This window comes from Streptomyces tuirus (genome assembly GCF_014701095.1).
Lineage (GTDB): Bacteria > Actinomycetota > Actinomycetes > Streptomycetales > Streptomycetaceae > Streptomyces > Streptomyces tuirus.
This window is the reverse complement of the sequence record NZ_AP023439.1, coordinates 2,563,402-2,584,220: the sequence shown is the minus strand read 5'-3', so window position 1 is coordinate 2,584,220 and position 20,819 is coordinate 2,563,402. Positions and strand designations below refer to the sequence as shown.

Annotated in this window: 21 protein-coding genes; 11 read left to right on the top strand and 10 right to left on the bottom strand. The window is 73.7% G+C overall.

Annotated elements, in window-relative coordinates; translation table 11 throughout:
• Nucleotides 1-35 precede the first annotated feature (35 nt).
• Nucleotides 36-1,535: a vWA domain-containing protein gene (locus tag IGS69_RS11900; RefSeq protein WP_232543491.1), complete on the top strand. Its 1,500-nt coding sequence runs from the start codon at nt 36-38 to the stop codon at nt 1,533-1,535.
• 96 nt (nt 1,536-1,631) lie between these two features.
• Nucleotides 1,632-3,557 (top strand): AMP-dependent synthetase/ligase, encoded by a 1,926-nt coding sequence (locus IGS69_RS11895; protein ID WP_190898967.1) that lies wholly within the window; start codon nt 1,632-1,634, stop codon nt 3,555-3,557.
• Between the two features lie 65 nt (nt 3,558-3,622).
• Here the strand turns inward: IGS69_RS11895 and IGS69_RS11890 are convergent, their stop codons facing one another.
• Nucleotides 3,623-4,018 (bottom strand): rodlin, encoded by a 396-nt coding sequence (locus tag IGS69_RS11890; protein ID WP_062926939.1) that lies wholly within the window; start codon nt 4,016-4,018, stop codon nt 3,623-3,625.
• 244 nt (nt 4,019-4,262) lie between these two features.
• Here IGS69_RS11890 and IGS69_RS11885 point away from each other — a divergent pair, with 244 nt between their 5' ends.
• The 3 genes from IGS69_RS11885 (at nt 4,263) to IGS69_RS11875 (ending at nt 5,775) form a co-directional block, all read left to right on the top strand.
• Complete coding sequence (locus IGS69_RS11885; RefSeq protein WP_107455060.1) at nt 4,263-4,658, top strand: rodlin; 396 nt, start codon at nt 4,263-4,265, stop codon at nt 4,656-4,658.
• A 167-nt stretch (nt 4,659-4,825) separates the two neighbouring features.
• Nucleotides 4,826-5,077, top strand: coding sequence for a chaplin (locus IGS69_RS11880; RefSeq protein ID WP_190898965.1), 252 nt, complete (start codon nt 4,826-4,828; stop codon nt 5,075-5,077).
• Nucleotides 5,078-5,208: 131 nt separating this feature from the next.
• Entirely contained in the window at nt 5,209-5,775 is a 567-nt protein-coding gene (locus tag IGS69_RS11875) for a chaplin (RefSeq protein ID WP_190904466.1), read from the top strand.
• A gap of 49 nt (nt 5,776-5,824) precedes the next feature.
• Here the strand turns inward: IGS69_RS11875 and IGS69_RS11870 are convergent, their stop codons facing one another.
• On the bottom strand, nt 5,825-6,025 hold the full coding sequence (locus tag IGS69_RS11870) for a hypothetical protein (RefSeq protein ID WP_190898963.1): 201 nt from the start codon (nt 6,023-6,025) through the stop codon (nt 5,825-5,827).
• A gap of 182 nt (nt 6,026-6,207) precedes the next feature.
• On the opposite strand from IGS69_RS11870, the gene IGS69_RS11865 reads away from it, so the two are divergent.
• The gene (locus tag IGS69_RS11865) at nt 6,208-7,536 is read left to right on the top strand and encodes a glycoside hydrolase family 26 protein (RefSeq protein ID WP_190898961.1); all 1,329 of its coding nucleotides are present in this window, start codon (nt 6,208-6,210) and stop codon (nt 7,534-7,536) included.
• Between the two features lie 38 nt (nt 7,537-7,574).
• Here the strand turns inward: IGS69_RS11865 and IGS69_RS11860 are convergent, their stop codons facing one another.
• The 8 genes from IGS69_RS11860 to IGS69_RS11825 all read right to left on the bottom strand — a co-directional run bounded on the left by IGS69_RS11860 (nt 7,575) and on the right by IGS69_RS11825 (nt 17,509).
• Nucleotides 7,575-8,675, bottom strand: a complete 1,101-nt coding sequence (locus IGS69_RS11860) for a GNAT family N-acetyltransferase (RefSeq protein WP_190898959.1) — start codon at nt 8,673-8,675, stop codon at nt 7,575-7,577.
• Nucleotides 8,672-9,322: a YveK family protein gene (locus IGS69_RS11855; RefSeq protein ID WP_190898957.1), complete on the bottom strand. Its 651-nt coding sequence runs from the start codon at nt 9,320-9,322 to the stop codon at nt 8,672-8,674. The genes IGS69_RS11860 and IGS69_RS11855 overlap by 4 nt, the downstream gene beginning before the upstream one ends.
• Nucleotides 9,319-10,470, bottom strand: a complete 1,152-nt coding sequence (locus IGS69_RS11850; RefSeq protein ID WP_190898955.1) for a glycosyltransferase — start codon at nt 10,468-10,470, stop codon at nt 9,319-9,321. Before IGS69_RS11850 ends, IGS69_RS11855 begins: the two co-directional genes overlap by 4 nt.
• Nucleotides 10,467-11,228 (bottom strand): polysaccharide deacetylase family protein, encoded by a 762-nt coding sequence (locus IGS69_RS11845; protein WP_190898953.1) that lies wholly within the window; start codon nt 11,226-11,228, stop codon nt 10,467-10,469. Before IGS69_RS11845 ends, IGS69_RS11850 begins: the two co-directional genes overlap by 4 nt.
• Nucleotides 11,212-12,888 carry a murein biosynthesis integral membrane protein MurJ gene (gene murJ / locus IGS69_RS11840; protein WP_385864317.1) on the bottom strand — a complete coding sequence of 559 codons (1,677 nt, stop codon included), beginning with the start codon at nt 12,886-12,888 and terminating at the stop codon, nt 11,212-11,214. Before murJ ends, IGS69_RS11845 begins: the two co-directional genes overlap by 17 nt.
• A gap of 686 nt (nt 12,889-13,574) precedes the next feature.
• Complete coding sequence (locus IGS69_RS11835) at nt 13,575-14,918, bottom strand: O-antigen ligase family protein (RefSeq protein ID WP_190898949.1); 1,344 nt, start codon at nt 14,916-14,918, stop codon at nt 13,575-13,577.
• 6 nt (nt 14,919-14,924) lie between these two features.
• A complete protein-coding gene (locus tag IGS69_RS11830; protein ID WP_190898947.1) occupies nt 14,925-16,349 on the bottom strand; it encodes an exopolysaccharide biosynthesis polyprenyl glycosylphosphotransferase in 1,425 nt (474 codons plus the stop codon).
• A complete protein-coding gene (locus IGS69_RS11825; RefSeq protein ID WP_190898936.1) occupies nt 16,346-17,509 on the bottom strand; it encodes a glycosyltransferase in 1,164 nt (387 codons plus the stop codon). The genes IGS69_RS11830 and IGS69_RS11825 overlap by 4 nt, the downstream gene beginning before the upstream one ends.
• Nucleotides 17,510-17,913: 404 nt before the next feature.
• Between IGS69_RS11825 and chpG the strand changes: the two genes are divergently transcribed.
• The 5 genes from chpG to IGS69_RS11800 all read left to right on the top strand — a co-directional run bounded on the left by chpG (nt 17,914) and on the right by IGS69_RS11800 (nt 20,743).
• Nucleotides 17,914-18,153, top strand: a complete 240-nt coding sequence (gene chpG / locus IGS69_RS11820; RefSeq protein ID WP_030838293.1) for a chaplin ChpG — start codon at nt 17,914-17,916, stop codon at nt 18,151-18,153.
• 247 nt (nt 18,154-18,400) lie between these two features.
• On the top strand, nt 18,401-19,030 hold the full coding sequence (locus tag IGS69_RS11815) for a hypothetical protein (protein WP_190898934.1): 630 nt from the start codon (nt 18,401-18,403) through the stop codon (nt 19,028-19,030).
• A gap of 170 nt (nt 19,031-19,200) precedes the next feature.
• Nucleotides 19,201-19,485, top strand: coding sequence for a hypothetical protein (locus IGS69_RS11810; RefSeq protein WP_190898932.1), 285 nt, complete (start codon nt 19,201-19,203; stop codon nt 19,483-19,485).
• Complete coding sequence (locus IGS69_RS11805; protein ID WP_190898930.1) at nt 19,482-20,087, top strand: vitamin K epoxide reductase family protein; 606 nt, start codon at nt 19,482-19,484, stop codon at nt 20,085-20,087. The genes IGS69_RS11810 and IGS69_RS11805 overlap by 4 nt, the downstream gene beginning before the upstream one ends.
• 137 nt (nt 20,088-20,224) lie before the next feature.
• Nucleotides 20,225-20,743 (top strand): hypothetical protein, encoded by a 519-nt coding sequence (locus IGS69_RS11800; protein WP_190898929.1) that lies wholly within the window; start codon nt 20,225-20,227, stop codon nt 20,741-20,743.
• Nucleotides 20,744-20,819: the final 76 nt, after the last annotated feature.

Below are 20,819 nucleotides of genomic sequence, written 5' to 3'. Positions count from 1 at the left end.
GAAGCCGACGTCAACGGATGCAGGGGGTACGGACGATGGAGCGGTTCCGCACACGGACAGCGCTGCTCGCGCTCACGGCGGCGAGCGGCCTGCTGCTCACGGCGTGCAGCGGGGGTGCCGACACCGGCGAGGGCAGCAAGGCGGCCGACCGCCCCGACTACAGCGCGGGTCAGCCCGCCCCGGCCGAGGGCCAGGACGCCGACGAACGGTACGACCGCCGGGAGGACCCCGACCACCTCTCCACCTTCGCCCTGGACGTCGACACCGCCTCCTACGACTACGCCCGCCGCGCCCTCGCCGACGGCCGGCTGCCCGACCCGTCGACGGTCCGCCCCGAGGAGTTCGTCAACAGCTTCCGCCAGGACTACGACCGCCCCGGCGGCGACGGCTTCTCGGTCACCGTCGACGGCGCCCGCACCGACGACGAGGACTGGTCCCTGGTCCGCGTCGGCCTCGCCACCCGCACCACCGGGCCCACCGGCGAACGCCCGCCCGCCGCCCTCACCTTCGTCATCGACGTCTCGGGCTCCATGGCCGAACCGGGCCGCCTCGACCTCGCCCAGGAGTCCCTCTCCGTGATGACGGACCGGCTGCGCGACGACGACTCGGTCGCGCTCGTCACCTTCAGCGACGAGGCCGAGACCGTCCTGCCGATGACCCGCCTCGACGGCAACCGCGACGAGATCCAGGACGCCGTATCCGACCTGGACACCCAGGACTCCACCAACCTCGGCGCCGGCGTCGAGACCGGCTACGAGACGGCCGTCGAGGGCCTGCGCGAGGGCGCCACCAACCGGGTCGTCCTCATCTCCGACGCCCTCGCCAACACCGGCGACACCGACGCGGACAGCATCCTGGAACGCGTCTCCGACGAGCGCCGCGAGCACGGCATCACCCTCTTCGGCGTCGGCGTCGGCAGCGACTACGGCGACGCCCTCATGGAGCGCCTCGCCGACAGGGGCGACGGCCACACCGCCTACGTGTCCGACTCCGACGAGGCCCGCAAGGTCTTCTCCCAGCAACTCCCGCGCAACGTCGAGCTCACCGCCCGTGACGCCAAGGCCCAGGTCGCCTTCGACCCGGAGACGGTTCAGGAGTTCCACCTCGTCGGCTACGACAACCGCCGCGTCGCCGACGAGGACTTCCGCGACGACCGCGTGGACGGCGGCGAGGTCGGCCCGGGCCACACCGTCACCGCCCTGTACGCCGTCCGCACCGTGCCCGGCGCCGAGGGCCACCTCGCCACCGCCACCGTCCGCTGGCTCGACCCCGAGACCCGCGACCCGCACGAGGAGACCGGCGACCTGGAGACCGACGCCCTCGACGACTCCGTCTGGAGCGCGGGCCGCGGCCTGCGGACCACCGCCACCGCCGCCTACTTCGCCGACGCCCTCGGCCGCGGCGAAAGCGACCTGCCCGACGCCCCGCGGCTCACCGAACTCGCCGACCACGCCGACGACTTGGCCGACAGCACGGAGAGCGAGGAGCTCCGCGGGCTCGCCGAGGCGATCGCCACCGCGAACCGCCTGATGTGACCCGGAGCCATTGACCTACGCTTACTTCCGAGTAAGTTTACTTCGGAGTAAGTAAGTACGGCAGCACGTCAGCCTCATCCGCGACCGGGAGCCGTCATGGGCGTACGCAAGGATCTGCAACGGGCGAAGCAGCGCACCGGCCTGGCGATCCGCACGAAGGCCGAGACCGTCAGGGACGAGCGGGGAGTCGTCCGCGAGGCCCGTGTGGCTCCCCTCGCGCCCCGCCCGACGACCGGCAGCATCGCCGACATCCCGTACACCAACGCGGCCGAGGCCCCGGATGCCGTGGTTCTGCGCCGCGAACGGCACGGCACCTGGCAGCCCGTCACGGCGGAGGCCTTCGCCCGCGAAGTCACCGCCGTGGCCAAGGGACTGATAGCCGCCGGCCTCGAACCGGGCGGCCGCGTCGCGGTGATGTCCCGCACCCGCTACGAGTGGACGGTCCTGGACTTCGCGATCTGGTCCGCCGGCGGCCAGACGGTCCCGGTCTACGCCACCTCCTCCGCCGACCAGGTGGAGTGGATCGTCCGCGACTCGGGCGCCCGGTACGTCGTCACGGAGACCGCGGACAACGCCGGCACGGTCCGCACCGGCACGGCCGCCCACCCCGAACCCCCGCGGATCTGGCAGCTCGACGACGGCGCCCTCGACGACCTCACCGCCCTCGGCCGGGACATCACCGACGAGGAGGTCACCAAGCGCCGCACCGCCCTGACCCCCGCCACGACGGCGACCCTCTGCTACACCTCCGGCACCACCGGCCGCCCCAAGGGCTGCGTCCTCACCCACGCCAACCTGCACGCCGAGGCCGCCAACACCGTCGAGCTCCTGCACCCCCTGTTCAAGGAGGTCACCGGCGACACCGCCTCGACCCTGCTGTTCCTCCCGCTCGCCCACATCCTCGGCCGCACCCTCCAGATCGCCTGCCTGATGGCCCGGATCGAGATCGGCCACTGCCCGAGCATCAAGCCCGACGAACTCCGCCCGGCCCTCAGGGCGTTCCGCCCGACCTTCCTGGTCGGCGTCCCCTACCTCTTCGAGAAGATCCACGACACCGGCCGCGCCACCGCCGAGAAGCTCGGCCGCGGCGCCTCCTTCGAGCGCGCCCACCGCATCGCCGTCCGCTTCGGCGCGGCCCACATGGACAGGTTCCTGGGAAAGGGCACAGGCCCCGGCCCGGGCCTGTGGGCCGCATGGGCCCTGTACGACCTGCTGGTCTACCGCCGCATCCGCAAGGAACTCGGCGGCCGCATGCGCTACGCCATCAGCGGCGGCAGCCCCCTCGACCGCGACCTGAACCTCTTCTTCTACGCGGCCGGCATCCTGATCTACGAGGGCTACGGCCTCACCGAGACGACCGCCGCCGCCACCATCGTCCCGCCCCTGGACCCCCGCCCCGGCACGGTGGGCCTGCCGGTCCCCGGCACCGCCGTCCGCATCGCCGACGACGGCGAGGTCCTCATCCGGGGCGGCATCGTCTTCGGCGCCTACTGGAACAACCCGGACGCGACCGGGGAGGTCCTGGACGACGGCTGGTTCGCCACCGGCGACCTCGGCTCCCTCGACGAGGACGGCTACCTCACCATCACCGGCCGCAAGAAGGACATCCTCGTCACCACCGGCGGCAAGAACGTCTCCCCGGCCGTCCTGGAGGACCGCCTGCGCAGCCGCCCGCCCGTCGGGCAGTGCCTCGTCGTCGGCGACAACCGCCCCTACGTCGCCGCCCTCATCACCCTGGACCCCGAGGCCCTCGCCCACTGGCTCGCGGTCCGCAGACTCCCCGCCGACACCCCGATGTCCGACCTCGTCGGAGACGAACGCCTGCGCGCCTACGTGCAGAAAGCCGTGGACCACGCCAACGAGGCCGTCTCCCGCGCCGAGTCGATCCGCGCCTTCACCCTCGTCGAGGGCGAGTTCACCGAGGAGAACGGGCTGCTGACCCCGTCCCTGAAGGTCAAGCGCAAGGCGGCGACGGCGGCCTACGCCGAGCAGATCGAGGCGCTGTACGCGAACACGCGCTGAACGCGAAGGGGGCGGGCCGCCGAGCACCTGCTCGACGACCCGCCCGCTGTGCCGGCGCCGGTGCGTCAGTCGCCGTTCGCCGACAGGATCGACACGTCCTCCAGCAGGTGCGCCAGCGCACCGTCGCGCTTGGCGTTGGTGGAGTTCTCGGCACACTGCTGCTGCTGGTGGTCCGACAGGATCGGGATGTCCTGGATCGGGATACCGATGAGCGCGCCGACGCCGATGGGCAGGTCGTTCACGGCGATGCAGGGCTTGTTGAACGAGCCCTGGATGAGCGCCATCTGGGGGCTCATGTTGCCGTACGTCGACGAGTTGCCGAAGCTCTGCATCGCCCCGTTGCCGTTCACGGCCGTGGGGCCGCTGTCGTCGCCGACAGCCAGCGCCTGCGGCGCCGCGGCGGCGGAGGCTCCCATGACGGAAGCGGCGATCGCCGCGGTGGCAATAACCTTCTTGATCACTGACCAGTCCTTTCTGAGGAAACCCCGTCCTCCGGAGCGTTCTGGTCAACTGCCTGAGCGGTGCATGGTTTCTCCCCATCACCCTGTCAGCCCATGCCAGGACAGTTTGTGTGTTCTTCGTTCCCGGTGATTATCAGGGCTTTCCGGCGCTGCGGGCCAACCGGGTGAACACCCGCAACCATTCATCCGGAGCCCGGTTGATGAGGCCGTAGGACATGCGTCGCTACGAGGAAAGGAACGCGAAGTGCTCAAGAAGGCAATGGTCGCCGCGGCAGCCGCCGCTTCTGTCATCGGAATGTCGGTGGCGGCTGCTCCCCAGGCTCTTGCCGTCGGGGACGACTCCGGACCGTCTGTCGCCAACGGGAACGGCGCCTCGTCGTCGTTCGGCAACTCGGCGACCAAGGGCGACATGAGCCCCCAGCTCTCGCTCGTGGACGGCACGCTCAACAAGCCCTGTCTCGCCGTTCAGGACCTCGACGTCGGCGTTGCCGCCCTCATCGGCGTGGTGGTCCAGGACATCCCCGTCCTGTCGGACCACGTCCAGCAGCAGTGCGCGGACAACTCCACGAACAGCAAGCGGGACGGTGCGCTCAACCACATCCTGGAGGACCTGTCGGTCCTTTCGGCGAACGGCGACTGAGCCGTACCAGTACGCAGTCCGGGCGGCCCGCCGTGGAATTCGGTGGGCCGCCCGGCCGTGCTTTGTCAACTTTTCGTGGGGCAGTCGGGTGAATTCCCCCAGCCCGCACGTAGTTCAGTTTCTTCAGCCGTCAATTCCTCGTTTGCAGGCTGCAGGTCATGGTGGGCATGACCGCAGAGAAGGGAAACTTCATGAAGAAGAGCGCTGCCGTCGCCGCGGGCGCGATCATGGCTCTGGGCATGGCCAGCCCGGCCATCGCCGACGCGGGTGCCCAGGGTGCCGCCGTCGGTTCCCCCGGTGTCCTCTCCGGCAATGTGATCCAGGTTCCCATCAACATCCCGATCAACCTGTGCGGCAACACCGTCGACATCATCGCGCTGCTGAACCCGGCGTTCGGCAACGCGTGCCTGAACCGCTGACGCGGTAACGCGTGCGCAGCACCGGCTGCGACCTGGCCGGCCTCGGGACAGCACCGCTCGTTCCGGGGCCGGCTTTTCCCACTTCTACGAGCAGGAAGAGCACGAGATTGCGACAGACCCTGAGCAGGGGAATGGTCGCGGCAGCGGCTGCGACGGGCATCCTGTCCCTGTGCGGCGGCACCGCTCTCGCCGACACCTCGGCCGACGGAGTCACCAAGGGCTCGCCGGGCGCCGCGTCCGGCAACACCGTCCAGGCCCCGATCGACGTACCGGTGAACGCCTGTGGCAACACCGTCGATGTGATCGCCGCGCTCAACCCGGCCTTCGGCAACTCCTGCGCCGACGGGGCCGACAGCCACGCCGGGTACGGGGACGACGACGGCGGCTACGGGTACGGCGACACGCCTCCGACCAAGCCCCCGCACACGCCCCCGACCAAGCCTCCGCACACGCCCCCGACGAAACCCCCGCACACACCCCCGCCGGGCGGACACCAGTCGACGCCTCCGGCGACGCCCCCGGCGACGCCCCCGGTCGACCGGCACACACCCCCGCCGCCCCCCGGTGGTCAGGAGCAGCCGCCCAGTCTCCCCGAGACCGGCGCCGGCGAGCTGCTCGGCGCCGCGGGCACGAGTGCCGCGCTGATCGTGAGCGGTGTCGTGCTCTACCGGCGGGGCCGGGCCGCTGCCCATCGCTGACACAGAGGGTGCCGGACGCAAGCGCCCGGCACCCGTGAGGCCTGTGGGGTCAGCACTGGTCCGGGAAGAAGAAGCCGAGCAGCGGGATGCCCAGCAGGGTCAGCCCCAGGCTGTCGTGCTCGTCGCACTCCCGGGAGGTCGACTGGTCGGCGGCCTCGGGGAGGAGGTCGGTGTCGGCGGCCGTCGCGGTGCCGCCGAGGACGGCGACACTCAGGGCCAGGCTGGAAAGCACCGTGGCGGTGCGCTTCATGTGAGTCATAGGAACAAATTAGACATTTCTCAGTAAATAGCGCGTATTTCTGTCGGGCCAGCCGAGTGACACCGGGTCACCGGTGCGGCCGAGCGAGCCACTCGAAAGCTCCAGCGAAGGTGGCACCCGGGCGATTCATATGACTGGGTGTCAGTAAGCGGAGAACAGCGAGAGGGGCTGCCATGGCCACACAGCAGCGACGCGCACGGTCCCGGCGGCTGGCATTCGTCGCGGCGGCGGTCGCCGCGACGGCTGTGCTGACATCGGGTCACATGGTCGCCGCGGGCGCGGGATCGGCGCGATACGCCGAGCCGCCCGCACCGGCACCGACGGCCACACCGGCGGCACCCGCCGTCCCGGCCGAACCGCCCACCGCGGCACCCACCGCGGCCGGCACGGCATCCGCCGCGCCCTCGGCCTCGGCTTCAGCCACTCCCGCCGCGGAGGTCCCCGCCTTCGGCGCCTACCTCGACTACGGTCCCCGCGGCGTGGCCCGGATGGCCCAGCTCAGCACCTGGCTCGGCGGTGCCGAACTGCGCGTCGGCCACACCTATCTGCCGGGCGACCGCTGGAGCAACATCGAGGGCCTGCCCGGCTTCCTCGACGTGTGGGCGAACTGGCGGCGCGAGCGGGCCGACCGGCTGCTCGTCCTCAACGTGCCGATGATGGAGCGCAACGAGGAGGGCCTCTCCGACGGGGAGGTGCGCCGGCTGCTGCGCCAGGCCGCGGAGGGCAGCTTCGACCACCACTTCCGCACCCTCGCCGAGCGGCTGGTCGAGCTGGGGGTGCCGGACACGGTCCTCGTACTCGGCTGGGAGATGAACGGCATCACCTACACCCACCGCTGCGGGCCGGACCCGGAGTCCTGGAAGCGGTACTGGAACCGGATCGTCACCACCATGCGCTCGGTGCCGGGCCAGAAGTTCCGGTTCGACTTCACCCCGAGCCGCGGCCGGGACGCCGTGCCCTGGACGCAGTGCTATCCCGGTGACGACACCGTCGACATCATCGGCATGGACGCCTACGACCAGCCGCGCGGGATGTCGTTCGACGAACAGGTGAAGGAGCCCTACGGCCTCCAGCACCACGTGGACTTCGCCAAGGCCCACGGCAAGGCCATCTCCTTCCCGGAGTGGGGCCTGTTCCGCAACGGCGACAACTCCGAGTACATGAAGCGCATGCTCGCCTGGATGGACGAGCACAAACCGCTGTACCAGACGCTGACGGACTACTGCCCGCACGGCGTGTGGCAGTGCGACGACAACCCCCGGGCCTCCCAGGTCTACCGCTCCTTCCTCTTCGGCCGTGACAACCGGCCGGACCCGGCCCCCACCACGCCCGCTCCCACCACCCCGGCCCAGCCCCCGGCGCCCACCCCGACACCGCAGCCGGCCACGCCCACCCCGGGGCGTCCGGCGAACTGCTCGCCGCTGAGCCTCGGCGACTGGGTCGAGTACTGGATCGGCGGCAAGCTGTGCCTGCGCCTCGACTGGTGGTCGCGTACCAGGTAGCGGGGACGGCAGCGCGCGGCCGTCGGCGGCGGACCCGGTCAGGGGCCGCCGCCGCGACCGCGGCTCCGCAGGCGCCGCAGCAGCTCCTTGCCCCGCCGCCGGACGGCCACGTCGCACAGCGCCGCCCTCAGCAGGGGCGCCGTGCGCCGCCGGGCCAGCAGCAGCCGCTGGTTCACCACCATCCGCGGACGCCAGTGGTGCTTGTAGGGCTCGTTGCCGCGCAGCAGACTCAGCGTGGCGGGCGTGCCGTCCTTGATGTGGGTCGCGGTCGAGTCGAGCAGCATCGCCGCCACGTCCGCCTTGCGCTCGCGCAGCACCGGATGCGCGCCGTAGAGATAGCCGCCCGCGAGCAGGGGCGAGAGCAGGGTCACGTCCACCGCCACGACCTCGTCGTCGAGCCGGAACTCCGTGACCACCGCGTTCCCGGCGCGCACCATCGGCCCGACCGACCGCACCAGATGCTCACGGAACCGTGCCCGCAGGTGCTCCGACGTCACCTTCCGGTCCTGCCACTGCAACCGGTGCAGCTCCAGCAGCCGCAGCAGCGCCGTCTCCACCTCCCCGGGGGAGACGACATGCCGCTGGATGCCGAGCGCGTCCAGCTTGCGCAGCTTGGCGCGCTGCCGCTGCTGGGTCTTCGCCGGCAGCCGGGCGAGCAGCTCGCCCATCGGACCGGCGGGCAACTCCAGGCACACCGAGTCGCTCACCCGGCTGCGGGGCCCGGACCACCGCTCGTAGACCTGCTCGGCCGCGCCGCCCGGCCGTACCTCGCGCAGGTCGATCAGCGCCGCCCGGGCCGCGGCGGCGAGCGCGCCGGTGAGCGCGGCCAGGGCTCCCTCGCCGTGCTCGTCGTCCAGCAGGACGTCCCCGTAGTCGGAGATCGCCCCGCCGAGCGGCACCAGGGCCGGGAGCGGACGCCGTACGCGCATCAGCGGGGCCGCCGCGACGAGGTCGCCGCCGTGCCGGACCAGCACCAGCCGCAGCCGGCCGCGTCCGCCGTACGACTGCCACCACGAGTGCAGCCAGGTGTGGCTCTGGAACGGGGTGGCGGACGCGCACCGCCGGTACAGCCGGTCCCACTCGGCGGCCAGGCCCGCGAAGGCCCGCTCGTCGGTGACCAGTTCCGCCGTGTAGGTCACAGCTGGCCGCGGGTGTCGGCGGCGACGGCCGGGCCGGGCACGGCGGCCGGCCGCCCGGTGCGGTCGGCTGCTCGCCGCGGCCGGACCAGCAACGCCAGCCCACCCAGCAGACCGCCCGCGCTCGCGCCGACCAGCCCCGTCACCGCCGCCGACGCGGAGGACGGCTCGGTGGGCGGCACCGCCCGGGCGAACTGCTGGAGCTCGACGTGGGTGGACTGCTCGGTGTCGCCCGCGTGCCGGGTCAGCGCCCGCGCCACGGCGTTGGCCATGTCGGCGGCCTCGTCCGGGCGGGAGGAGGTGGCCGTGACCGACACCATCGGCGCGTCCGGCGAGGTCGCCGTCCGCACGCTCTCCCGCAGCGTCTTCACCGGCACGCCCGCCCACACCTGCGCGTCCCCGAGCACCGCGAGCTGGGGGGCGACCCGGCCGTACGCCTGGGCGAAACCGAGGGCGGTGGCCGTGTCGGACTTCTCCGTCGGCACGGCGACGACATAGCTGGTCGCCGTGTACGCCGGAGTCCTGACCAGGCCGTACGTGCCGCCCAGCAGACCGCCTGCCACGGCCCCGGCCGCGAGCAGGGACCAGGGGGGCAGGGCCTTGGAAAGGGCGGTGACCTGGCGGTGCTGCCTTGCGGGGGTGTCGGTCATGAGGTGCGGGCTTCCTGGAGGGAGGGGGACGGGGGACGGGAGACCGCGGCGGCGTACACGTCCATGAGCCGGGCGGCGCTGCGGGTGATGCAGTAGTGGCGGGCGGCCTCGGGTGCCGTGCGCGGCGCGGGGCCCTGGCGGCGTACCTCCGTCACGGCACGGGCGTAGGTGTCGGGACCGCCCATGACGCGCCGGGCGGCGGGGGCGGCGGACGGCGGCAGGTCCTCCAGGGCCGGGCAGGAGGCGTACAGCACCGGCAGGCCGGAGGCCAGGGCCTCCACGATCGCCAGGCCGAAGGCCTCCTCGGGAGATGGGGAGGCGAGGACGTCCATCGCGCAGGTCAGCGACGGAAGGTCGGGGCCGGGCGTGCCGTCCGGGACGCAGGGGCGTTCACCCGTGAACAGCACCCGGTGGGCCACCCCGGCCGCGCGGGCGGTGCGGCGCAGCACGTCCTCCTCCGGTCCGCCGCCGACCAGCAGCAGCCAGTGGTCGTCGGGGAGTTGCGCGAGCGCGCGGATCAGCGCGCCGAAGCGCTTGCCCGGGGCGAGGCGGCCCACGGCGCCGATGACATAGGCGTCGTCCGGCAGGCCGAGCCGGCGGCGGGTGTCATGGCGGCGGGCCGCGTCGAAACGGAAGCGGGCCACGTCGATGCCGTTCGGCACGACCTCGATCCGCGGCCCGGGCACGCCCCAGCGCTTCAGCCGCTCGGCGACCGTGGGGGAGACCGCGACCGTCGTACGGCCCAGCCGCTCGCCCGCCAGGTACAGGGCACGCACCCCGGCGTTGAGCGGGCGGCCCTCCATCTGCGAGTCGCCGAGGGAGTGCTCGGTGGCCACGACCGCCCGGACCCCCGCGAGGCGCGCGGCGATCCGGCCGTAGAGGCAGGCCCGGTACAGATGGGTGTGGACGAGCTGGTAGCCGCCCGAGCGGATGACCCGCACCAGGCGGGGCAGCGCGCCCAGGTCCCGGTTGCCCGCCATGCCGAGGTCCAGGACCCGCACCCCGTCGGCGGCCAGCCCGGCGGCCACGGTGCCCGGGTTGGTCAGGGTCACCACGTCGCAGTCGAGGGGCAGATGCCGCAGCAGCAGCCGCAGTTGCTGCTCGGCGCCGCCCACGCCCAGGCCGGTGATGATGTGCAGCGCCTTCACCGCGGCTCCACGACGGGTCGGCGGCGCAGCCGGTGCAGCCGGTACTTCAGGAACAGCCGTACGGCGGTGTCGTTCTGGCCGATGTGCACCCGGGGCAGGGCGTGCGGGCCGCCGAGCGGACCGGGGTCGATGGCGCAGGCGTACCCGTAACCGGCCTGCCGTACGGCGTCGACGGCCCGCTGGTCGAGCGTGCCGTACGGGTAGCAGAAGCCGGCCGGTGCGGCGCCCGTCAGCTCCGCGAGCACGGTCCTGCTGCCCTCGGTCTCCGACTTCAGGGTGATGTCGTCCGCCTTGGTCAGGTCGACGTGTGTGAGGCCGTGCGAGCCGATCTCGATGCCCTCGGCCGCGGCCTGCCGGACGCCGTCGGCGGTCAGGAGGCGCTTGCGCGGGCCCAGCGGGTCCCAGGCGTTCTCGCCGCCGAGCCGGCCCGGCAGCACGAACAGGGTCGCGCCGCAGTCGTGCCGGCGCAGGACGGGCAGGGCCTCGGAGACGAAGTCGGCGTAGCCGTCGTCGAAGGTCAGCCCGACCAGGTCACGGCCCTCGCCCCGGGCCCGGGCGGCGAGCAGCTGGGCCATGGACACGCCCCGCAGCCCGCGCCGCCGGAACCAGCCGAGCTGCTCGTCCAGCCGCTCGGGCGTGACCGTGATGCGGTAGGGGTCGTCCGTGGGGTCGCCGACGGAGTGGTACATCGTCACGAACAGGGCCGGACCGGGTCTGGTGCGGGTGCCGGTGTCCGGGGAGTCAACGGGAGCGGCCATGAGGGAGCCTTCGTGAGACGGAACGGAGGGATGCCAGCGCGGTGACGCAGCCCTGGTCGCCCAGGGCCCGGCCGAGCAGGAGGAAGACGGCGGCGATGGTGAGCCCGCCGGCGAGAAGTGAGGGGACGGGGGTGTCCGCCCGGCCCGCGGCCCAGGCGCCCGCGGGTGTGGCGACGGCCGCGGCGGCCAACGGCCTGGACAGCTCGGCCAGTACGCGCCGGGTGCGGACCGGGATGCTGCGCGGGCCCATGCCGGCGAGCAGCAGGGCGGCCGTGACGGTGATGCCGACGGCGTTGGCGGCGGCGATGCCCATCACGCCCCAGGGGCCCACCGCCGACGCGCCGATCCCCGCGGTGACGGCGAGCCCCACGGCCATCGCGCCCAGCGGGTACCAGGTGACGCGCCCCGCCGAGAAGTACGAGCGGATCAGTGCGCCGACCAGGGTGTGGGCGAGCAGCCCGAAGGCGTACACGCGCATCACCCGTACCGTCGACGCCGTGTCCTCGCCGGTGAACGCGCCGCGCTGGAAGAGCAGTTCGACGATCTGCGGGGCGCAGGCCACGACGACCGACGCACCGGCCAGCACCATGCTCGCGGCGAGGGCCAGGTCCCGCTCCACCCGGTCCCGGGCCCGCTCGGTGTCCCCGTCGGCCAGGGCGCGCGCGACCACCGGGAAGGTGACCGTGCACAGCATCAGCGACAGGGTCATGGGGATCTGGGCGATCTTCTGCGCGTAGTTCAGGTGCGAGATGGCCCCGGAGGGCAGTGTGGAGCCGAGGAACCGCTCGATCAGCACCTGGGACTGCCGGCACAGCGCGAACAGCAGCACGGCGGCGAGCAGCGCGACCCCGACGCGACGGCCGCCGCTCTCCTCTCCGCCTGCTTCGGCCACCGGTCGCACCCGCAGCAGGCGCCCCAGCACGGGCAGTTGCGCCATGACCATCAGACAGCCGCCGATCGCCACCCCGGCCGCCGCCGCGCGCACGCCCCAGCGCGCGCCGAGAGTGAGGACGACGGTGATGATGCCGGCGTTGTACACGACGTAGATGGCCGCCGGGGCGAGGAACCGGCGGTGGGCGCGCAGGGCCGCGCTGCAGTAGCCGGCGAGGCCGAAGGTCAGCACGCAGGTGGCGGTGAGCCGGGTGCAGTCCACCGCGAGCGCGGGGTCGGGCAGGCCCGGGGCCAGGACGCGCACGACCTGCGGGGCGAACGCGGCCAGCAGCGCGGCGACACCGGCGAAGGCCAGCGCCAGCCGGGGCAGCGTACTGGCGACCAGCGTCCGGACCGGGTCGCCGGGCGCACCCTGCGCCCGCCGGGCCAGGGCCAGGGCGAACGCCGGGATCAGCGCGATGGCCAGCCCGTCCTCGATGAGCAGCGTGGCGGCGAACTCCGGCACGGTCCACGCCACGAGGAACGCGTCCGTCGCACTCCCGGCCCCGAACATCCGCGCCAGCGCCTGATCCCGCACGAGCCCGAGCAGGGCCCCGGCGAAGGACAGACCGGCGGTGAGGAAGGTGGCCCGGGCGAGAAACCCACGGGTGACGGGGGCGTCCGCGGGGGAGGGGCGGGGGACTTCGAGAGCCGTGGTTGGTTTGGTGGCCGGAGGCCCGGCGCCGGCTGCAACCGCTGGAGCGACCGGAGGCCCGGTGCCGGACGCGATCGCCGGTGCGGCCGGGGGCTCGTGTGCGGTCGCGTGGGGGGCCTGGGGCGGTGTGGTCGGCCCGGTGGCCGGAGTTCCGGTGCCGACCGCGATCGCTGGAGCGGCCGGAGTTCCGGTGCCTGCCGCGACTGCCGGCGCGGCCGGGGGCTCGTGTGCGGTCGCGTGGGGGCTCTGGGGCGGTGTGGTCGGCCGGGTGGCCGGGGTCCCGGTGCTGGCCGCGATCGCCGGCGCGGCCGGGGGCTCGTGTGCGGTCGCGTGGGGAGCCTCGGACGGTGTGGTCGGCCCGGTGGCCGGAGTTTCGGTGCCTGCCGCGATCGCCGGTGCGGCCGGGGGCTCGTGTGCGGTTGCGTGGGGGGCCTGGGGCGGTGTGGTCGGCCCGGTGGCTGGAGTCCCGGTGCTGGCCGCGATCGCTGGAGCGGCCGGAGCCCCGGTGCCTGCCGCGATCGCCGGTGCGGCCGGAAGCTCGTGCGCGGTCGTGTGGGGGGCCTGGGGCGGTGTGGTCGGCCCGGTGGCCGGAGTCCCGGTGCCGGCTGCAACCGCTGGAGCGGCCGGAGCCACGGTGCCTGCCGCGACCGTCGGCGCGGCCGGAGGCTCGGGCGCGGTCGCGGTCCGGGGGACCGTCGTCTCTTTCGCGGGCCGGGGGACCGCCGGTCCGCCGTCCGTGTTCGTGTGTTCCGGTGTCACCGTCATCGGGTCCGTGCCTCCTCCGGCAGGTCCCGTGCGGTCGGGCCGGGCCGGTCGTGGTCGGTCGTCGCCGGGCCGGCCGTGGCCGCCAGGCCCCACCACGCCGTCAGGCCGAAGCACATCGCCGTCAGGACGGTGGACGGGCCCCCGATGTCGGCGTAGGCGAAGTCGGTCAGCTGCCAGACCAGCAGGCCGCAGGCGATCAGGCCGCAGTCGAGGCCCGGTTGGCGGGCCCGCCGGGTCCGCCACAGGGCGCGCACCGCGCACAGGAGGAGGGCCAGCCAGCTGCCCGCCAGGGCGAGGAGCCCGAGCAGCCCCTGCTCGGCCAGGATCAGCAGGTACATGTTGTGCGGGGAGAGCAGCGGCTGCTTGCGGAAGGCCGCGCCCGCGCCCTCCGTGTCGCTGCCCGCCGAGAGGGCCAACGAGGCGTGGGAGTCACGGTGTTCGGGGAAGCCCTTCAGACCCACGCCGGTCAGCGGGTGCTCGCTCCACATTCCGGTCGCCGCCGCCCACATGGTGTACCGGTCGGTCACCGACTGGTCGGGCGTGTCGGCGACCTGCGTGATGCTGCTGATCCGCTCCTGCAGCATCGCCGTACCGACGCCGAAGCCGCCCACCAGGATCACGCTCGCCGCGGCCACCACGGCCCCGGTCGCGAAGGCCCGCCGCAGCCCGCCCAGCAGAAGCTGCACCGCGCACGTCACCGCCGTGGCGATCCACGCCCCGCGGCTGAACGACAGCGCGAGCGGCGGCAGCAGCACCAGCACGCAGGCGAGGGCGACGACCCGCTGCCGCACCGGCGCACTGCCCAGCGCCAGCCCCACCGCGCACACCAGCCCGAGGGAGACGACCGTGGCCATCCCCATCACGTCCTGCGCCCCGAACGTGCCGACGGCCCGCACCGGACGCCCCTGGTACGAGGCACCCGTCCCGGTCACGTACTGGTGCACGCCGACCGCCCCCTGCCACACCGCCAGCCCCACGAACGACCAGGCCAGCAGCCGGAAGTCACCCCGGTCCCGGACCAGCAGCAGCACGGCGGCCGGGACCAGCACGAAGATCTGCAGGTAGCGGCCGAGGCCGGCGAGCCCCTCGCCCGGCGACACCGCCCCGATGGCGGCGACGGCGACGCCCAGCACCGGAAGTCCCAGCACCACGGCGGCCGCACTCGACAGCGGCCGCCGCCGCTCCCGTACCAGGCGCACCGCGCAGAACAGCACGACCAGCGCGGACACCGCGTCGGCCGGTCCGGCGCCGCCCTCGTCGCCCGGTGCCAGCGGCAGCGCGAGCAGGACCACGACGGCCAGCAGCGCGAGGACGGGCGCCTGGGCCCCAAGCCGGGTCATCCGCGCTCAGCTCCCCGTCGGACGCACGAGCGCGGCCGCCGTACGCAGGACGATGCAGACGTCCTGCCACAGCGACCAGTCGTCGATGTAGGCGTTGTCGAACCGGGCCCGGTCCTCGATCGAGGTGTCCCCGCGCAGCCCGTGCACCTGGGCGAGTCCGGTGATGCCGGTGCGCACCCGGTGGCGGGCGGCGTAGCCCGGGTGGGTCTGGCCAAACTTCGCGACGAAGTAGGGGCGTTCGGGACGCGGTCCGACCAGGCTCATGTCGCCGCGCAGCACGTTCCACAGCTGGAGCAGCTCGTCCAGCGAGGTGCGGCGCAGGAAGCGGCAGAACCACGGCATCTGGCGTTCGTTCGCCACGCTCCAGCGGGTCGCCGACTCGTGCGCGTCGACCGGGCGGTGGGTGCGGAACTTCAGCAGCGTGAAGGGGCGTCCGTCCTTGCCGATCCGCTCCTGCCGGAAGACGACCCCCGGCCCCTCGCTCATCCGCAGCACCACCGCGCACAGCAGCAGCCACGGGCTGACCAGGAGGAGCAGGGTCCCCGACACCACGACGTCCAGCACCCGTTTGCCGAGTCTGCCGCGCCGCCCGGTCCCGAGGTCCAGCCGCCGGCAGGGGAACCCGGCGAGCCGGTCGCCCGTCCGGAACGACGGCACGTCCGGGTCGACCTCCCACACCGTGCAGCCCGACTCGGCCAGCGCCCGCAGCAGCGGCCCCTGCCCGGCCCGCACGGAGGGGTGCACGGCCAGCACCTCGCGCACCCCGTTCTGGATGAGCGCCCGCTGCACCTCCTCGCCCGTGGTCAGCACGGGCAGCCCTCCGGTGCCGTCGGGCTCGTCGGTGACGACGCCCACCGGCCGTACGCCGTCCCGCGGATGCCGCAGCACGGCCGCGGCCACCCGCTGCGCGGTCCCGGCGGGCCCGACCACCAGCGCGGCCTGCGGCCGGTGCAGCAGCTCGGCGCGCCGGCACGCGTGCACCGCGCCGCGCCCGGCACAGCTCGCTGCCGTCTGGAGCGCGAAACCGGCGAGCAGCGTCGAGGCGGAGAGCACGTGCTGCGGGGTGTACGCCGCCACGAACGCCGCGAGCGCCAGCCAGGCCACCGCGACCCGGCCGCTCACCGCGGGCAGTTCGTCCAGCACGGCCGGTACGCGTCCGGGCCGGGGCGGGCGCAGCAGCAGCGAGGCGAGGACCAGCACCGCCAGCAGCAGCGGGTGGCGCTGGGCACCGGAGAGCGCCAGCCCGCCCAGCACCGCGGCGGTGCCGTCCGCGGCCAGCAGCGGCAGCGGTGACACCGGCCGCAGCGGCGGGCGCCGGTCGGGGAAGCGGAAGCCCGCCGCGGCGCCGCGCGGCGGCAGGACCGACACGGGCGGATACCCGGGATCCCGCGACGGCCCGGTAGGAGTGGGAACGGTGCTTTCCGCGGTCACGAGGCGACAGACTCCCTGCGCTCGGTGGACACGGCGTGCGCGTCCAGGAGTTCGCGGTACACGGCCGCGATCGCCTGAGCCGTGCGGCGCACGTCGTGCGTGGACAGGACGTGCCGACGCCCCTGGTCGCCGAGCGCGGCGCGCAGCCGCGGGTCCGGCAGCAGTCCGGCGACGGCCGTGGCCAGTGCCGCCGGGGCCGGGGAGGGAACCAGACAGTGCGGCAGGAGGCCCGGGGGCAGGCTCTCCCGGGCCCCGCCGACGTCCGTCACCACCACCGGCCGTCCGCACGCCATGGCCTCCAGCGGGGCCAGCGCCATGCCCTCCCAGCGCGACGGCAGGACGACCAGGTCGGCCGCCTGGTACCAGGGCACGACGTCGGCGACGTCCCCCGCGAACAGCACGGAGCCGGGCGCCAGGGCCCGCAGCCGGCCGTGGTCCGGTCCGTCGCCGACCAGCACCAGCCGCGCCCCGGGCACCCGCCGCAGCACCGACTCCCACGCCGTGAGCAGGACGTCCTGCCCCTTCTGCCGGCACAGCCGCCCGACGCACACCACGAGCGGACCGCGCGGGTCACCCTCCGGCAGCAGCCGCGCCCGTACGGCAGCCGCGTCGGCCGGCCGGAAGCGCTCGACGTCGATTCCGTTGGGGACGACGCTCCACCGCCCCCGCACCCCGGCCTCCACCCCGCGCCGGCGCTCCGCCTCGCTCACACACACCACCCGTGCGGCCCACCGGGCCCCCCACCGCTCCCAGCCGCGGGCGAGGGCCGCGGTGGTGCCGTCCACCGCCTCGAAGGACCAGGCGTGCGGCTGGAACACGGTCGGGATCCGGCCCCGCACGGCGAGCCGCCCGGCCAGCCCGGCTTTCGCGCTGTGCGCGTGCACGAGGCAGGGCCGTACGTCCTCGAGGATGCGGGCGAGCCGTCGTGTCTCGTCCAGGAGGGACGGCCCGGGCGCACGCGTCGCCGCCCAGTGCCGCACATGGGCGCCGAGGTCCGCGAGCCGGGCCGCGAGGGGGCTGTCGGGGCAGGCGACCGTGACGTGCAGGCCCGCGGCGAGCTGCGCCCCGGCCAGGTCCGTCACGACGCGGGCGACCCCGCCGTCCACGGGTTGCGTGATGTGGAGGACGCGTGGCGGAGGTGCGGTCGGTGACAGGTGCATGCGCGGTTTTCCTCGCTCACGGATGGCGCTCGGGACGGCGGGAACGCGCCTGAACTGCCGGGTGCCGACAGCGCCGAGAGCACGCCCGGCGCACGCCGCGTCCCGCTGGGGAACGAGCCGGACGGCCACCTGGTCACCACCGCGCCGGAGGGCTTCGCGGACCGTGGTGGCCCCTCTCGTCCCTGCGTGCGATTTGCTTGCTGTAGGGGTGTGTTGAGAGGTTTGCGACTCTAGACGCTATCCGTACTTTTCCTTCAAAACCGGGCGTGTGTGTCGGAACGGTGAAGACTGCCCCTCCGGCGAGATCACTCCTTTGGCGGCACAACTCGCGTGCGCGCCACGCGTTGACACAGCGCCGGGCATCCGCCCGGATGTTTGTGTCAACCCCCAAGGAGCACCTCTCCATGTCGCGTATCGCGAAGGGCCTGGTCCTGACCTCCGCTGCCGCTGCCGCTGTCGCGGGCAGCACCGGCATCGCCGCCGCCGACAGCGGCGCGCAGGCCGCCGCCGCCCACTCCCCGGGCGTGCTGTCCGGCAACGTCGTCCAGGTTCCGCTGCACATCCCGGTCAACGTCTGTGGCAACACGGTCGACATCATCGGCCTGCTGAACCCGGCGTTCGGCAACGAGTGCGAGAACGACTGACGTCGCCTCGAAACCCTGACCGGCCGCTCTCCCGCGGGACCACGCGGGAGAGCGGCCGGTTCGCGTTGCCCCGAACGGGGGCGGGCGCGCCGCCCGGCGGTCGGGCCGCGCACACGCCGCCTCACCAGGGGGGACGCCGCGGACCCGGGAGCAGGGGGCGCTGACCTGGGTGTTCGCTCGGTTGCGGAGCGTTCCGGCCGCTCGCACGGTGGGCACAAGATCCGACGCACCACCGAAAGGAACCCCCATGCGTCTGCCCGCACGGCGAATCGCGACCTCCGCGCTCTGCGCCACGCTGCTGCTCGGGGTCGCCGGGCCCGCGGCCGTGGCCGCCGACAGCGCATCCGCCCCGGAACACACCCACGCGGCCTCCCGGGCCCCCCTCCCCGACGCGGACGCACTGCTCGGCCAGGTCGAGAGCCTGGGCGACCTCGGCGGCGTCGTCGTCCCGGTCACCGATCTGCTGACCGCCGTGCTCAAGGCCGACGGCGGCCAGCTGCCGCACTCGCAGGCGGCCAAGCTGAGCACCTCGGTGCAGGACGCCATCGACCAGGCGACCGCGAACGCCCCGTCCACGGCGACCACGCCGGGCGCAGCCGCCCCGAGCAGCCCGCTCCCGCAGGCCAGCACGCTGCCCGCCCCCGTCGACGGCCCGGCCGAGGTGCCCGAGGGCCTCGCGGACGAGGCGCTGACGGCCCTGCAGAAGGCGACCGACGGACTGGTCAAGGCCGTCACCTCCGATGAGGCGGCCCAGGTCACCCCCGCCGTCAACGCGGTCGTCACCGGGCTCGTCAACGCCGTCGCCGCGACCCTCGTCGGCAGCGAACTGCCCGCGCCCGACCTGGCCGGACTGCCCTCCCTGCCGAAGGCCCCCTGAGCCGCGCCCGTCCCGGCGGCCGTCGTGCCGGCCCCCGGGACCGGCACGACTTCTGTTTCAGCGACTCATATGAGGTTCTGGCGAAGGGGTTTCCGCACCGAAGGGGCATCGTTGGACACGGCGTCCGAATTCCCCGCCGGTGACATCCGTCGCCGAAGAAAGGATTCTCGATGAAGTCCCTGAAGGCCGCCGCCGTCGTTGCCGGTTCACTCGTCGTCGCCGGTGCCGCCGCACCCGCGCACGCCGACTACGACCCCGCCAACGTCACCCCCACCAGCCTCAACGGCGCCGTCAACGCGCTCACCAGGGAGCCCATCGACCCGATGCCGCTCAAGCACCAGTCCAACGCGCTCGACACCGAGAACGAGGACTCGATGCTCAGCACCGTCAAGCACGCGACCACCCGGCTCAACTCGAACGGCGGGCTCCTCGGCGGTCTTCCGCTGCCGAAGTGACCCCCGTCGCGCCCGCCGGGGCGCGCACGGCGGGCGCCGGCCGGGCGTTCGCCCTGCTGCTCGTCGTCACCGGCGCGGCCGGGCTGGTGGCGTCCTGGATCATCACCCTCGACAGGTTCAAGCTGCTTGAGGACCCGGACTTCACGCCCGGCTGCAGCCTGAACCCGGTGGTGTCCTGCGGCAGCGTCCTGGAGAGCGACCAGGCCGAGGTCTTCGGGTTCCCCAACCCGATGCTGGGACTGGTCGCCTACGCCATCGTGATCTGCGTCGGCGTGAGCCTGCTGGCCGGTGCCCGCTTCCCCCGCTGGTACTGGCTGGCCTTCGACGCCGGATGCCTGTTCGGCGTCGGCTTCGTGACGTGGCTGCAGTTCGAGTCGCTGTACCGGATCAACGCGCTGTGCCTGTGGTGCTGCCTGGCGTGGGCCGCGACGATCCCCCTGTTCTGGTACGTGACGTCGTTCGCCGTGCGCCAGGGGTTCCTGCCCGCGCCCGCGGCGGTGCGCCGGTTCCTCGACGAGTTCACCTGGGTGCCGCCGGTGCTGCACCTCGGCGTCGTCGGCATGCTGGTCCTCACGCGCTGGTGGGACTTCTGGACGAGCTGACGCACACGCGTCGCACGGCGGGGCCTGTCCGTCGTATTACTGCGGCAGTCGGGGGAATTGTGCGCTGGTGCGGTTCCCCGGCTCGTTACTCGGTACGCACGCTGAGCCCCCGACACGCGAAAGGGACCGTACTCCAGATGAAGTCGACCACCCGAGGAACCCTCGCCGCAGTGATGACGTGTGTGGCGGCCGCGGCCGGCGCCGCCGCCGCGACCCCCGCCGCCGCGGTCGGCACGGTCCCCGTCCCCCTGCCGCTGGGCGGCGCCGAGAAGGCGCTCAACGTGGAACTGCCCGAGGCCACCGGGCAGCTCCCCGTGCCGGTGCCGGGCTCGCCCGAGGGACCCCGCTATGTCGAGGGCCGGCTCATCCCCGAGCGCGCCGTTCCGCAGCTGCCCGTCCACGGCGGCCTGCCCGGCGCCGACCTGCGCGCACCCCTGCCGCACATCCTCGGCACCGGCTTCGACCACATCGGCGTCGACGCCCCCGCCTCCGACCTGCGGACGCTGGCCCCGGGCGTCTCCGTCGACGCCCCGCTCACCTCGCCCAACGCCGACGGCTTCGGCCTGCCCGAGGCCAAGCTCCCGCAGGTGGGCGTGCTGACCCCGCTGGTGCAGACGGTTCCGACCGCGGACCTGGGCATCGGCCCCGGCCTGTAGGACGCCGGACCGCACCGGGTGTTCTCGTGTGGCCCCCGTGGTGGTGACCGCGGGGGCCTTCGGGCTGTTACCGCTG